Raw genomic sequence first — 13,735 nt, forward strand, 5'->3', positions numbered from 1 at the left:
ATCACTTGCTTGACGAAGGGCAAGGTCGGCTGTGGCGGCGGGCTTGCAGGAACGCGAACGCGATCATGCTCATGTTGGCATGTCGGTGAAGGCCCTGCCATGATTGCCCTTCGAAGTGATCAAGGCCGAGCATTTCCTTGAGTTGCTGGTGGGCCCGCTCGCAGACCCATCGCGAATTGATGGTGCCGGCCATCTTCCTGAGCGGCGTGTCGGCGGGCAGATTGCCAAGGTAGTATTTGTGCTCGCCACTGGAGCGATGCTTGCCGACCAGCCATACCTCGTCGCCCGTGAAGAACGCTGAAAGCAGCGGGAATGCGTTGGTTTTGTCGGATTTGAAGTAATCGTATTTGCAAGGTTTCGGGCGGGATCGGACAAAAAGCTTGCGATTTTGCGCGCCCGCGCACGTAGGGTCTACCCCCGATCCGGTGCACTACCCGCCGCACCGCATCCGGCGCATCGTCAACCTCAACGAAATACCGGACCTCGCCTACACGCTCGCAATCACCGGACGCCTATTTGTTTTCTATTAAAATCCTTCTATGAACTTCATTAAGTCCTTTGGCTTTGTGAAGGTGAACCGGTTTCCCGTAAAATCACGCAATTTCTCCATATCTCGCTCGCGATTACGACGGCGATAATTCAGCACAAAGCGAAAAAAATCTGTGTCGAACCGCTCAGGGCATCCGACCATGACTTCATTCGTACGCTCTCGGCCATGATTGGCAATTGTTCTGTAAATCACTCGCGCAAAGCATAGCGAAGTTGGAAAATCGAGGTGGATCAGAGTGTCGGCATGTGCAGCACGAATGTCTATTGTGTTGCCATAGTTGCCATCGATGATCCAGCGGGGTTCCGCAGCAAGAGATATGACCTTTTCACGCCATAGCGTTTTCTCAGAGGGCACCCAACCAGGACGCCAATAATGAAAGTCCAAATGGACAAGCGGCAACCCGGTGCGCTTGGCCAACAACCTGGCAGCCGTGGACTTGCCTGCGCCAGGGCATCCAACGATCATAACCCTTTCCACGATCAGAAACTGCCAACAATAATCATGCAGGCCTCTCAACGCTCACTTTGCGCATGTCGCGATAGACGGTGGATCGGCCAATGCCTAGATGCCTTAATGGGCCGGGGCCTCAAGAGTAGCCAAGTATGTGGCTCTCCCTCAGAATGATGATGTTGAAAATAGGTAATTACCCACCCCCTAATTTGAGCGGTCATGCGGTGACGGCGCTGAGGATGGTTTGAAAGGGATTTGCTCCTGGCAGTCGGGCGGTGTCGACGGTGGTGCGCATATCGGCTTCAGCATCGACGGCCCACTTGGCGCGGTATCCATTGGTCACTTTGCGCTGGATGACACTGAGCCTCAGCGCCCGCTCACTGATGTTGTTGGTAGCATCGACCTTGCCGGGGAAATCGCAGAATGTGAGCAGTTGGTCGCGCGCGCGTCGGATCTGCTTGAGTAGTTCGGTGGCCTGCTTGCAATCGGTGGCCGTTCCTATGATGGCATCGAGGTCGCGCAGCAGTTTACGCCGTCGGGTGTTTACGGTTGGGGCGGCGAGCGTTGCAATGTCGCGTGCAAAACCGACTGCCTCGCTCAGCCAGAGCTTGATACGCATGCCGATCAAGTCGCTGCCGTGCTTCTCGACAGAGCGTGCTTTGCGATCGAGATGCGCAAGGCATGTTTCAAGATGATGCCCATGACCTTGCTGGCCCGAATAGCGATCCGGGATCCAGACATCAGGCTGGTGCCCGGCCATGGTGTCGCGCTCAAGCACGACTAGGCGGCGCATGTCGTAGGCGAGGTTCTGCATTCCGATCTTCATGCTGGCGCGCACGATGCCGATGGACCGTACCATCTTGCCACCCATGCTGGTATGCTGGCTGCCGAACACATGCTCGACCCGCGCTCGCACCGATGAACGGGTCTTGTTCGCCGCTTCCTGCGGCGGGCTGATCGGCTGGCCGCGGCATCCCCGACGGGGGCTCCGGCTCCTGAATGGACGTTACAATGATCAACTGATCGCATCTGTCATGGCGAGTAAGGCCTCTGGGCTCAGTAGGCCAAGCCAGCGATCATTCGCCTAGCATCATCAACGTGGCATTCCCCCCGGCCGCTGTGGTGTTAATCGAGGTTGAGACTTCCTCCAGCAAGGCGTCCGGCGAATAGGCCAAGGGCGTATCGCGCCGGGCGGCGTGGACGGTGATTATCGCTCCCTCCCGTTCCGCCAGATGCCGCGCCATAGCGGCGACGTCACCATCCACCAAAGCCACATCGGCGTCCGCGTCCAAATAGAATCGCGCCGCCACAGCATCGGACAGGTCATCGGGCAAGCCCTGCCCGCCCAAGGCCGGATCAACCACTCCCCGATTGCCGGTGGCCAACACTACCGCCATTTGCTCCAGCAAACCCTCAGGACGGGCGGCCTGCATTAACACGCGCCCACGCGGATGCAGCGCGTAAAGGTTGCTTTCGCCCACCGGGCCGGGCAATTGCACCTGATAGCCCAGCGGCGAGGCTGCGCCATAGGCCCGCGCTACCTCCGCGGCCTTGGGGTCACGCTCACCAAGCCAATCAGCGAAAGCCAACAGCCCGGCATCAACCCCCGCCCCCGCCAGGGCCAAAGGCTCGGCGCGGCACAAGCGCCGCAGATAAAGTGGCCCACCCGCCTTGGGCCCCGTGCCCGAAAGGCCTCGCCCGCCAAAGGGCTGCATCCCCACCACCGCGCCGATCATATTGCGGTTCACGTAGATATTGCCCACCCGCACCTTGGCCCTCACCCGCGCCACGGTGGCATCCAGCCGCGTGTGCAGGCCAAAGGTCAGGCCATAGCCGGTGGCGTTGATCGCCTCGACCACATTATCCAGCGCGCCTTGTGCATAGCGCAGCACATGCAGCACTGGGCCAAAAACCTCCTGCCGCACCTGCCCAAGGCTGGCGATCTCGATGATCGTGGGGGCAACGAAATGCCCATGCTCCGCGTCTTCGGGCAAGGGCAATTCCTCTACGCGGCAGCCCGCCGCCCGCATCACCGAAATATGCTCTTCGATACGCGCTTTGGCCTGCACGCTGATCACTGGGCCAATGTCATGCGCCAGCACATCGGTGCGCCCCAGCCGCAATTCCGCCATCGCTCCGCGTAGCATGGTCAACACGCGATCGGCGATATCCTCCTGCAAGCACAGCACCCTCAGCGCTGAGCAGCGCTGCCCCGCGCTATCAAAGGCGGAGGCAATCACATCGGCCACCACCTGTTCGGCCAAGGCGGAGGAATCGACGATCATCGCATTCTGTCCGCCCGTCTCGGCAATGAACGGCACGAGTTGGCCATCGGGCAGCACACGCCCCGCCAATTGCCGCTGGATCAACCGGGCCACTTGGGTCGATCCGGTGAACATCACCCCCATCACCGAAGGCGCGGCCACCAGCGCCGCCCCCACTTCGCCATCGCCGATCACGACCTGCAACGCCGCCTCTGGCACCCCCGCCTGATGCAGCACCCGCACCGCCTCCGCCGCGATCAGAGGCGTTTCCTCGGCCGGTTTGGCCAGCACCGCATTGCCCGCCACCAGCGCCGCGCTCATCTGCCCTAAAAAGATCGCCAGCGGAAAGTTCCAAGGGCTGATACACACCACCGGCCCCAGCGCCGCGCCCAAGCCTTGGCCAGCCTGCGCCGCATAATAGCGCAGAAAATCAACTGCCTCGCGCCATTCGGCCACGGCATTGGGCACAGATTTGCCCGCCTCGCGCACTAGCAGGGCCAGCCAAGGCGCGGGGTCGGCCTCAATGGCGTCCGCCGCCCGCTGCAAACAGGCCGCCCGATCAGCGACCGGCACCGAAGCCCAAATCGGCGCGGCTTCCTCGGCCCTTTGCACCGCATCGGCCACATCCTGCGCGCTGGCCCATGCTGCCATGCCCACTATATCTCGCGCATCGGCAGGGTTGCGCACTGCAATGCCTTGCCCCGTGCCCCATGGCCCCGCCGCCGCCATCGCCGCGCCCAGATCAGCGAGCACGCCCGTATCGCTCAGATCCAGCCCGCGCGCATTGGCACGATCCGGATAAAGATCGCGCGGCAGAGCGATCCCCTCATGTCGAAGCCCCACCGCCTGCTCCACCGGATCGCGCACCAAATCCGCCACCGGCACCAGCGGATCGCCAATGCGGTTCACAAAGGAACTGTTCGCGCCATTTTCCAGCAAGCGCCGCACCAGATAGGCCAGCAGCGTCTCATGCGTGCCCACCGGCGCATAGATCCGGCAAGGGCGGCCCAGCGGCCCTACCACTTGAGTATACAAGGCCTCGCCCATGCCATGCAGGCATTGGAACTCGTAATCACCCACGGCAAAATCCGGCCCGGCCATGTGATAGATGCTGGCCAAGGTCTGCGCATTATGCGTGGCAAATTGCGGGAACACCGCATCGCGCGCGGCCAGCAACGCCTTGGCACAGGCGAGATAGGCCACATCAGTATGGGCCTTGCGCGTATAGACCGGAAAATCCTCCAGCCCATCCACCTGCGCTCGCTTGATCTCGGCGTCCCAATAGGCGCCCTTTACCAGTCGCACCATGATCCGCCGCCCTGCCCGCCGCGCCAGATCGACGATCCAGTCGATCACTAAGGGGCAGCGTTTGCCATAAGCCTGCACCACAAAGCCCAAGCCATTCCAGCCCGACAGATCAGGATCGAGCGCCAGATGTTCGAGCAGATCAAGGCTGAGTTCGAGCCGCTCGGCCTCCTCGGCATCAATGTTAAAGCCTATCCCATAGCCCCGCGCCAACAGCGCCAGCGCGTGGACACGGGGCAGCAATTCGCCCATCACCCGCTCCGCCTGCGCGCGGGCGTAGCGGGGATGCAGCGCCGAAAGCTTGATCGAAATGCCGGGCCCGGCATAGACGCCCCGCCCGGCGCTGGCCGCACCAATGGCATGGATTGCTGCCTCGTAATCGGCATAATAGCGCGCGGCATCCTGCGCCGTGGTGGCCGCCTCGCCCAGCATATCATAGCTATAGGCAAATCCCTGCGCCTCCAGCTTGCGGGCGCGGGTCAGGGCTTGGGTAATGGTCTGGCCAGTCACGAATTGCTCGCCCATCAGGCGCATCGCCTGTTGCACCGCGCGGCGGATCACCGGCGCGCCTAGCCTTGCCACCAGCGCGCCTAGCCCCGCCTCGTGCTGCACCAGCTTGCCTGTGACCATCAGCCCCCATGTGGCCACATTCACAAATGGGCCGCGCCCGCTGCCCAGATGCGCCGCCCAATCGCCATCGCCAATCTTGTCGCGGATCAGCGCATCGCGGGTGGCCGCATCGGGAATGCGCAGCAAGGCCTCGGCCAGACACATCAGCGCCACGCCCTCCTCGCTCGACAGCGCATATTCCTGCACCAAAGCCTGAACGTCGCCCGTTTGCGGCGCGGCGCGCAAGCCTTGCACCAATTGCGCCGCCAAATCTCGCACCGGCCCGCGCAGATCATCGGGCAGGCGGGCCAAGGGCAAGAGCGCGACCACACAAGCCGCCTCATCGCGGCGATAAGCCCGTGCTATAGCGCGGCGCAGGGGCGTTTGCTCAGGCAGCGCGGGGACGAAGCGAGCGAAGGGGGCGGTGTTGGTCATGCCGCCAAAATTAACGCCATTCGGGGCGGCTATCTGCCTTTATTGGGCGCCCAGACTTGGCATATGGACTAAATCTAAGGCGTAATTTAATCTGAATGAATGGAAAAATCAACAAAAACCACCCAAATCGATGAGTTTGACCGCAAGATCCTCAGCGCGCTGGCCACAGAGGGGCGGATGAGTATTACCGATCTGGCGCAAAAGGTGGGCCTATCCAAAACCCCTTGCCAATTGCGTCTCAAGCGCTTGATCGAACAGAAAGTCATTTCTGGTTTTCGCGCAGTGATTGATCCGGCCTGCCTCGGCCTGAATCATGTGGCCTTCACCGAGGTCAAACTGTCGGACACCCGCGAAAAGGCACTTGAAGAATTTAACGCCGGCGTGCGCTGCATCCCCGAAATCGAGGAATGCCATATGATCGCAAGCAGCTTTGACTATCTACTCAAAGTACGCACCGCCGATATCCGCCGATATCGCATGGTGCTGGGTGAGAAAATTTCCAGCTTGCCCCATGTAGCCAGCACTTCCACTTTCGTCGCGATGGAAACCGTGCTGGAACGGCCGCGCTAGTCGAGCGTAAGCGCCAGCAGGGCGAAGCTGGCCAGCCAGTGTTCGCCAGCGTAATCGCCGGCGATATGCGGCAGGGCGGCGGCGATGTGCCTTTGGCTGGCCTGCTCCGCGCGGGCCGCAGCATCGGCGGGCAAGCCCGGCACACGCGCCAGCAGCGCCCAAACCCAACCGCGCGACAGGTTCAACCCGTCAAGATGCACGATGCGCACATCCGAACGGTCGGAAACCTTCACCGGCACCTCCAGCAACAGGATGTCAGGATGGGCCATGAAGCCGTCGATCCAGCTCAGAGCCTCGCGCCCCTCGAACACGCGCGCCACCAGTGCCGCGACACACAGGCTGGGGGAGAGGAAATCCTCGCCCGAGGGCTCCAGCCATGGCGCGAGGCGCTCGCTGGCAAACCAAGGCTGCGCGCGGGCGATGATTGTGTCGGCCAGCGCCGGATCGCATCGATGGGCCCAATCAAGCGCGAGGCCCATGGCAAAGGCGGTGTTGCCATGGGTGCCGCTGCGCACGGGCCTGTCCAGCCGCAGCAGATAATCCCTTAAATACCCAGCCAGCAAGCGCGCCAAAGGCTCCAGCGCATGGGCGGCGGCTTTATGCCCGCCTTCAGTCAGTTCAAGATGCAGCGCCAGCAGCCACGCCCAGCCATAGGGCCGCTCGAACAGGCCGCCGCCGGGGCGTTCGAACATTGCGATCTCGCCCGCCACATGGGCTGGGGTGAACAGCTCTGCCACCTCGCCGCCCAGCCCTGCGAGCTCCGGCAAATCTGGGAACAGCCGCGCCAAGCGCAACACCTGCCACCAGCCATGCACGCAGCTGTGCCAATCAAAGCTGCCGTGGAAGATGGGGTGCGCGACGAAAGGCTCGACCAGTTCCTCTGGACCATAAATCAAACGACTGACGTAATGCGGATAAGGCTGGCGCAGATGCCCCCGCGTGCTGCGCGCCATGCGGGCGGCCAACTCTGGCGTCAGGCGGATCATTGTCTCTCTTCCTTCCCTGCTGGTCCATATCCGCCCCCGCCCGGCGTTTCGATGATCAAAGTATCGCCTGCCTCCATGGCGATCTGGGCGCGGCCCTTGATCGGCTCGGGCGTGCAGCCCGCTCGGCTGTGCCATTGCCGCCCTTGCGCCCCCGCCTCGGCCTCGGCCATACCCGCAGGCGCCACATCGCGTGCAGAGGTCACCAACGAAGCGGTCATAGGCTCCAGCACGGTAATTTCACGCAAAGCCCCATTGCCGCCGCGCCATTGCCCATTGCCACCTGACCCGTGGCGGATAGCGAAACGCTCCAGCCTCACTGGAATCCGGCATTCGAGCACTTCAGGATCGGTGATGCGCGTGTTGGTCATATGCGCCTGCACCGGGCCAGCCCCGGCAAAGCCCGCGCCAGCGCCTGTGCCACCGCCAATCGTCTCGTAATATTGGTGCCGCGCATTGCCCAGCAGCAGGTTGTTCATCGTGCCCTGCGCGCCCGCGCAAAGCCCCATGGCCAAGAGCAAAGCGTTTACCAGTTGCTGGCTGATCTCGGTATTGCCCGCTACCACGGCGCGCCCATGGTCGGGATCAAGGAAGGAGCCGGGCGGAATGATCAGATCGACCGGTCGCAAGCAGCCATCATTGAGCGGCATATTCCGCCCGATCAAACAGCGCAGCGCGTAAAGCACCACCGCCCGTGTAACCGCGCGCGGTGCGTTGAAATTGCCACTATCTTGCGCGCCGGTGCCGGTAAAATCAAAGCAGGCGCGTTGGCTCTCGTGATCGATCCGCAGCGCCACGCATATGGCGCGCCCGTCATCAAGCCGCGTGGCGAAGTCGCTGTCCTTGAGACGCCCCAAAGCCTCGCGCACCTGCGCCTCGCCAGCATTCAGCACATGGCTCATATAGGCGCTCACCTGCGGCCAACCATGAGCCATGCACAATTGCGCGAAATCGCGCGCGCCGGCCGCATTGGCCGCCACTTGCGCCCGCAAATCGGCCAAATTGGCATCGGGATTGCGCGCGGGCCAAGGGTGATCGGCCAGAAGGGCCCGCAATTCCCTCTCACGCCAATCGCCATCGCGCAGCAGCAGGAAATTGTCGATCACCACCCCTTCCTCCTCCAGCCGTTGCGAGAAGGGCGGGGTTGATCCGGGCGTCATCCCGCCGATATCAGCGTGATGGCCGCGATTGGCCACAAAGCCACGCAGGCTCGCCCCGGTCGGATCGAACAGCGGCGTGATCACCGTAATATCGGGCAGATGGGTGCCACCATTGAAGGGATTGTTGAGCACAAAAGCATCGCCGGGCCGCATATCCCCCTGCCGCGCCGACAGGATAGCACGCACGCTCTCCCCCATCGCCCCCAGATGCACTGGCACATGGGGCGCATTAGCAATCAATTGTCCGCCTGCATCGAACAGAGCGCAGGAAAAATCCAGTCGCTCGCGCATGTTGATGCTGGTGGCCGTGCTTTGCAGAACCGAGCCCATCTGCTCAGCCAGTGCCATGAATCGGCCTGCGTAAAGTTCGAGCAGCACCGGATCGGACGCGGTGGCAGGTGCCTCCTCCATCGGCGCGGGCTGGATTACGGTGTCACAGGCCGTCAGCAGCAATTCACCCTGCGTCAACACCTGCGCCTGCCAGCCCGGTTCGATGACAGTGGTGGACAGCTCCTCGCACAGCATGGCAGGCCCAGTTACGCAGGCCCCCACCGGCAAAGCTGCGCGTGCCAGAATAGGGGCTTGCCAAAGCCGCCCCTTCGTCCACATGGCGATCTGGCCAAGGGGATCACGCATGGCGCTGGCATCGGGCCTCGGCAGATCCGGCGCGGGGCTGACCAAGGTGGCCTCGGCGCGCAGGTCGCTCACAATGATCGCCCTTTCCTGCACGAAGCCGAAGCGCGCCAGATGCGCCTTGGTAAACGCCGACAGGATGTCCGCCAACTCGCCCCATGCCACATCAAGCGTAGTATCCGTGCCCTCATACCGGAGCGCCAATGTGATCCGCAGCCGCGCCTCGCCATGGCCCAACTGCGCCAGCACCTCGGACCCCAAAGCATCAGCGCGCAGGGCCAGTTCTGGCAGAAGAGCGGGCTCCAGCCGCGCATCGATCAGGGCAGCCTTCTGTGCGCCCAATTCGGCCAGCCCCATACCAAAGGCCGACAAAACCCCCGCCAGCGGATGGATCAGAATGCGGCGCATGCCCAGTTCATCAGCCACGAGACAGGCATGTTGCCCACCGGCCCCGCCAAAACATTGCAGGGTAAAATCGCGCACATCCTGCCCGCGCGCCAGCACCATGCGCTTAATCGCACTGGCCATGGCCGCCACGCCAATCTGCAAAAATCCCTCGGCGGCGGTCAAGGCGCTCATTCCCTGCCCGATGGCTTGCGCCATCTCCACAAAGCGCTGCGCCACGATCTCCTGATCAAGCGGTTGCGCGCCATCGGCCCCGAACAGGGCGGGGAAATGGGCCGGACTGATCTTGCCACACAGCAGATTTGCATCGGTCATCGTCAGCGGCCCGCCACGGCGATAGCAGACAGGCCCCGGATTGGCCCCGGCGCTATCAGGCCCCACCATCATGCGCCCATCGCGCCAATGCAGCACCGATCCGCCACCGGCCGCAATCGTATCAATCGCCATCATCGGCACGCAAAGATCGATGCCAGCGATGGAGGACACCTGCCGCCGCTCCAATTCGCCATCAAACAGCGCGATATCGGTGGAGGTGCCGCCCATGTCGAAGGCGATAATCCGTTCCTCGCCCGCTATTTGCGCCGTACGCGCCGCGCCCACAATGCCGCCCGCCGGACCCGACAGAATGGCGTCGCGCCCATCGAACCGCTCCGCCGGGGCCAGAACCCCGTCCGAGCGCATGAAGGACAGCGGCACATCACGCCCCAGATCGTCCTCCACCTGTTCGACATAGCGATGCAGCACGGGCGAGAGATAGGCATCGGCCACCGCCGTGCTGGCCCGCGCCACAAGGCCCATGGCCGTGCTAACCCCGTGGCTGGTGGTGATCTGGCGATAGCCCAACTCCGCCGCGATGGCCGCCACTTGCGCTTCCATGTCTGGATAGCGGAACGCATGGATCAAGGCGATGGCACAAGCTGAAAAGCCCTCTGCACGGCGGCGGATGAGCGCTTCGCGCAAGATAGTCTCATCGAGCGGGGTCAAGGTTTCGCCCTTGGCATCCACCCGCCCACGCACTTCTTCCACCCCCGCATAGAGCGGTTGGGGCAGGCGGATATCGAGATCAAACAGGCGTGGCCGCGCCAGATGCCCCATCGCCAGCAAGTCGCCAAAGCCCTCCGTAATCAGCAACAGCACCCGCTCGCCCTTGCGCTCGAGCAGCGCATTGGTGGCAACCGTTGTGCCCATGCGCACATCATGCAGCAGGCCGGCAGGTATCGGCGCATCAACGGCCAGCCCCAACATCTGGCGAATGCCAAAGGTGGCGGCATCGCGGTAATGCTCAGCATTCTCGCTTAGCCATTTGCCTGTATGCATTTGGCCACCGGGTGCCATCGCTACAATATCGGTAAACGTGCCGCCCCGATCGATCCAGAATTGCCAAGCTGCCAAGTGTTGTCCCAAATTTTTACGTCCAGCGCCAAAGGCGGTTAAATCCGTGCACAGGCCGAGGATAGTGTCATTCGCCTTTTCCGGCGCGAAACGAGGAAGCGCGCGGCGATATCGGACATAGAAGCCGCTCTCAACATTCCGGCACACACACGGCCAATCCGCCCAGCGAGGTTTCCTTGTAATGGTGGAGCATATCCGCGCCAGTGCGGCGCATCGTCTCGATCACCTGATCCAGACTGACATGATGCTGGCCATTGCCCGCTAGGGCCAGACGCGCGGCATCAATTGCTTTGACTGCGCCCATCGCATTGCGCTCGATGCAGGGGATCTGCACCAGCCCGCCGATCGGATCGCAAGTGAGGCCCAGATTATGCTCCATGCCGATTTCGGCGGCATTCTCGATCTGGGCGCTGGTGCCGCCCATCACCGCGCATAGGCCAGCGGCCGCCATGGCGCAGGCCACGCCCACCTCGCCCTGACAGCCCACTTCGGCGGCCGAAATGCTGGCATTGCGTTTGAACAGGGCGCCAATTGCAGCCGCCGTCAACAGGAAGGTGGCGGCATAATCGCTCTGGCCATCGGCTACCCTTGCGGCAAAGCGCAAGACCGCAGGGATAATCCCCGCCGCCCCATTGGTGGGCGCGGTGACCACCACGCCGCCAGCGGCATTTTCCTCATTCACCGCAATGGCCCAGAGGTTGACCTCGTCCAGCACGGCAAGCGGGTCGGCGGCTTGGGTGCGCTTGGCCTCGATCCTTGCGCGCAATTGGGCCGCCCGCCGCCGCACGTCTAGACCGCCGGGCAGAATGCCGGTCTCGCGCATGCCGCGTTCGATACATTGGTCCATCGTCTGCGTCAGCCGGACAAGGCCTGCCATGGTCTCCCCACGCGGGCGCAAGGCATCCTCATTGGCCAGCATGATGCCCGCAATGCCAAGGCCTGTCTTCTCAGCCATGGCCACCAATTGCGCGGCGCTGATGAAAGGATAGGGCCCGGCGTCTTCTTCCTGCGCCCCTTGGCTGGCCAGTGCCTCGCTCTCGTCCAGCACGAAGCCGCCGCCGATGGAATAATAGGTGCCATGCCCAAAGAGCGACCCCGCCGTGTCAAAGGCGCGGAATTGCAGGCCATTGGGGTGATAGGCCAGACGCTCTGCCCCGCGCCACAGCAGGTCTTGCCCCACACTGAAGCCTATCGTGTGTCGGCCCGCCAGCGCGATCCCCTCGCCCGCCATGGCGCGGTCCACCACCTGCGCCATGGCATCGGGCTGGCAGGTTTCGGGCCGTATCCCCGACAGGCCCGCAATCACCGCGCGGTCGGTCGCATGGCCCTTGCCGGTCAGCGCCAGCGAGGCATAGAGCGACACTTCAACCCGCGCCACCGATGTCAGACACGCTGCGACCTCTAGCCCCTCGACAAAGCGGCAGGCGGCGGTCATCGGGCCCATGGTGTGGCTGCTGGAGGGGCCAACACCAACTTTGAAAATGTCGAACAGACTCGCCGTCATGATAGTGTGGCCACCCCGACACCCAGATCGTGCACCAGTTGATTCAGCAAGCGCACGCCATAGCCGGTTGCGCCCTTGGCAAACATGGTGCTGTCTTTTTCGGCCCACGCCATGCCGGCAATATCCAGATGCGCCCATGGCCTGCCCTTGTCGACAAAGCGCGCCAAAAATTGCGCCGCTGTGGTGGAACCGGCAAACTTTCCGCCAAGGTTCTTGATATCGGCAATGTCGCTATCGATCATGGCATCATAAGCCTTGCCCATGGGCATCCGCCACAAGCGCTCGCCGGATTTCTCCCCTGCTGCGGTCAGGGCCTGCGCCAAAGCGTCATGAGGGCTGAACAGTCCGGCATATTCATGGCCCAGCGCTCCTATGATGGCGCCCGTCAGCGTGGCCAGATCCACCATCATCGCGGGTTGATAGGTTTTCTGGGCATAGGTGAGCATGTCGCACAGGACGAGGCGCCCTTCGGCATCGGTGTTGATCACTTCGATGGTCTGGCCACTCATGCTGGTGACCACATCGCCGGGGCGCTGGGCCTTGCCATCGGGCATATTTTCCACAAGCCCGCACAGGCCCACCACATGCGCCTGGGCCCCGCGCAGCGCCAGCGTCAGCATGGCGCCAGCCACGGCGCCTGCCCCGCCCATATCCCATTTCATGTCTTCCATGCCTTGGGCAGGCTTGATGCTGATGCCGCCGGTGTCGAAGGTCACGCCCTTGCCGATCAGAGCGATAGGCTGCCCCTGCGCGCCCTGCCACTCGATGACCAACAGGCGCGCGGGCCGCGCCGAACCCTGCGCCACGCCCAGCAGCGCATGCATGCCCAAAGCGCGCATCTCGGCCTCATCGAGCACGGTCAGCTTCAGCCCCGTGCCCTCGAAACGCGCCGCGCATTGCGCCACAAAACTCTCAGGATACAGCACATTGCCCGGCTGGGTGACCAGCCTGCGCGTCCATTCCACGCCTTGCGCCACAGCGCAGGCCTCAGCATAGGCCTGTTGCGCCTCGGCATCCGCGCCCAGCACATAGACTTGGCCGAGGCGCGGCTTGTCATCCGTCGTCGCTTTGCCTTTAAAACCGCCCTCGCTCCAATTGCGCAGACGCAGCGCCAGCAGAAAGGCGGCGATATCGGGGGCAGCATGGGCCGACAAATCCACCATCGCTGAGGCAATCCCATGGCTCACGGCATAGACAGCGAGCGCGCTTCCCGCCTGCTCCATCCGCTCTTGCGGCGTGCCCTCCCCGGCAAGGCCAATGAGCAGGATGCGCCGGGGCGCTTCCTCATGGATGGCCCAAATTTCCAGAACCTTGCCCGCCTGCGCCTTGAAATCCGCCGCTTTGGCAATCGCACTCTGCCATGGCAGCAAAGCATCGAGATCAGCCTCAGGCACCAGCAAAACCTGCGCGGCATCCGGTGCGAAAGCCTGATCGGCCACAAAATCAATCTGCATGGAAGTCTCCCCAAATCCTGT

The 13,735-nt window shown here is 62.9% G+C and carries 8 protein-coding genes and 1 pseudogene; 1 reads left to right on the top strand and 8 read right to left on the bottom strand.

Annotated features, from left to right (window positions below):
* Nucleotide 1: 1 nt before the first annotated feature.
* From AACH40_RS11845 to putA, 4 genes and pseudogenes are all read right to left on the bottom strand, one after another.
* Nucleotides 2-286: pseudogene (locus tag AACH40_RS11845) on the bottom strand (IS701 family transposase); the annotation flags it as partial.
* A 240-nt stretch (nucleotides 287-526) separates the two neighbouring features.
* Complete coding sequence (locus AACH40_RS11850; RefSeq protein WP_338642600.1) at nucleotides 527-967, bottom strand: topology modulation protein; 441 nt, start codon at nucleotides 965-967, stop codon at nucleotides 527-529.
* A gap of 250 nt (nucleotides 968-1,217) precedes the next feature.
* The gene (locus AACH40_RS11855; RefSeq protein ID WP_422394854.1) at nucleotides 1,218-1,871 is read right to left on the bottom strand and encodes an IS66 family transposase; all 654 of its coding nucleotides are present in this window, start codon (nucleotides 1,869-1,871) and stop codon (nucleotides 1,218-1,220) included.
* Between the two features lie 205 nt (nucleotides 1,872-2,076).
* Nucleotides 2,077-5,613, bottom strand: a complete 3,537-nt coding sequence (gene putA / locus AACH40_RS11865; RefSeq protein WP_338642601.1) for a bifunctional proline dehydrogenase/L-glutamate gamma-semialdehyde dehydrogenase PutA — start codon at nucleotides 5,611-5,613, stop codon at nucleotides 2,077-2,079.
* A gap of 99 nt (nucleotides 5,614-5,712) precedes the next feature.
* On the opposite strand from putA, the gene AACH40_RS11870 reads away from it, so the two are divergent.
* Nucleotides 5,713-6,183, top strand: a complete 471-nt coding sequence (locus AACH40_RS11870; RefSeq protein ID WP_338642602.1) for an Lrp/AsnC family transcriptional regulator — start codon at nucleotides 5,713-5,715, stop codon at nucleotides 6,181-6,183.
* Here AACH40_RS11870 and AACH40_RS11875 read toward each other — a convergent pair.
* From AACH40_RS11875 to AACH40_RS11890, 4 genes are all read right to left on the bottom strand, one after another.
* Nucleotides 6,180-7,169 (bottom strand): DUF2891 family protein, encoded by a 990-nt coding sequence (locus AACH40_RS11875; protein ID WP_338642603.1) that lies wholly within the window; start codon nucleotides 7,167-7,169, stop codon nucleotides 6,180-6,182. The two genes, AACH40_RS11870 and AACH40_RS11875, sit on opposite strands and share 4 nt — an antisense overlap.
* Nucleotides 7,166-10,756 (bottom strand): hydantoinase B/oxoprolinase family protein, encoded by a 3,591-nt coding sequence (locus tag AACH40_RS11880; protein WP_338642604.1) that lies wholly within the window; start codon nucleotides 10,754-10,756, stop codon nucleotides 7,166-7,168. Before AACH40_RS11880 ends, AACH40_RS11875 begins: the two co-directional genes overlap by 4 nt.
* 130 nt (nucleotides 10,757-10,886) lie before the next feature.
* Nucleotides 10,887-12,260: an L-serine ammonia-lyase gene (locus AACH40_RS11885; RefSeq protein ID WP_338646064.1), complete on the bottom strand. Its 1,374-nt coding sequence runs from the start codon at nucleotides 12,258-12,260 to the stop codon at nucleotides 10,887-10,889.
* Nucleotides 12,257-13,714, bottom strand: a complete 1,458-nt coding sequence (locus AACH40_RS11890) for a leucyl aminopeptidase (protein WP_338642605.1) — start codon at nucleotides 13,712-13,714, stop codon at nucleotides 12,257-12,259. The genes AACH40_RS11885 and AACH40_RS11890 overlap by 4 nt, the downstream gene beginning before the upstream one ends.
* Between the last annotated feature and the right edge of the window lie 21 nt (nucleotides 13,715-13,735).

Source organism: Novosphingobium olei (genome assembly GCF_037076535.1).
Classification (GTDB): Bacteria; Pseudomonadota; Alphaproteobacteria; order Sphingomonadales; family Sphingomonadaceae; genus Novosphingobium; species Novosphingobium olei.

Bases quoted from the DNA above. Each gene is read 5' to 3' on its own strand.
- AACH40_RS11855 (WP_422394854.1), bottom strand. From the start codon at position 1,871: ATGGGTGGCAAGATGGTACGGTCCATCGGCATCGTGCGCGCCAGCATG.
- putA (WP_338642601.1), bottom strand. From the start codon at position 5,613: ATGACCAACACCGCCCCCTTCGCTCGCTTCGTCCCCGCGCTGCCTGAG.
- AACH40_RS11870 (WP_338642602.1), top strand. From the start codon at position 5,713: ATGGAAAAATCAACAAAAACCACCCAAATCGATGAGTTTGACCGCAAG.
- AACH40_RS11875 (WP_338642603.1), bottom strand. From the start codon at position 7,169: ATGATCCGCCTGACGCCAGAGTTGGCCGCCCGCATGGCGCGCAGCACG.
- AACH40_RS11885 (WP_338646064.1), bottom strand. From the start codon at position 12,260: ATGACGGCGAGTCTGTTCGACATTTTCAAAGTTGGTGTTGGCCCCTCC.
- AACH40_RS11890 (WP_338642605.1), bottom strand. From the start codon at position 13,714: ATGCAGATTGATTTTGTGGCCGATCAGGCTTTCGCACCGGATGCCGCG.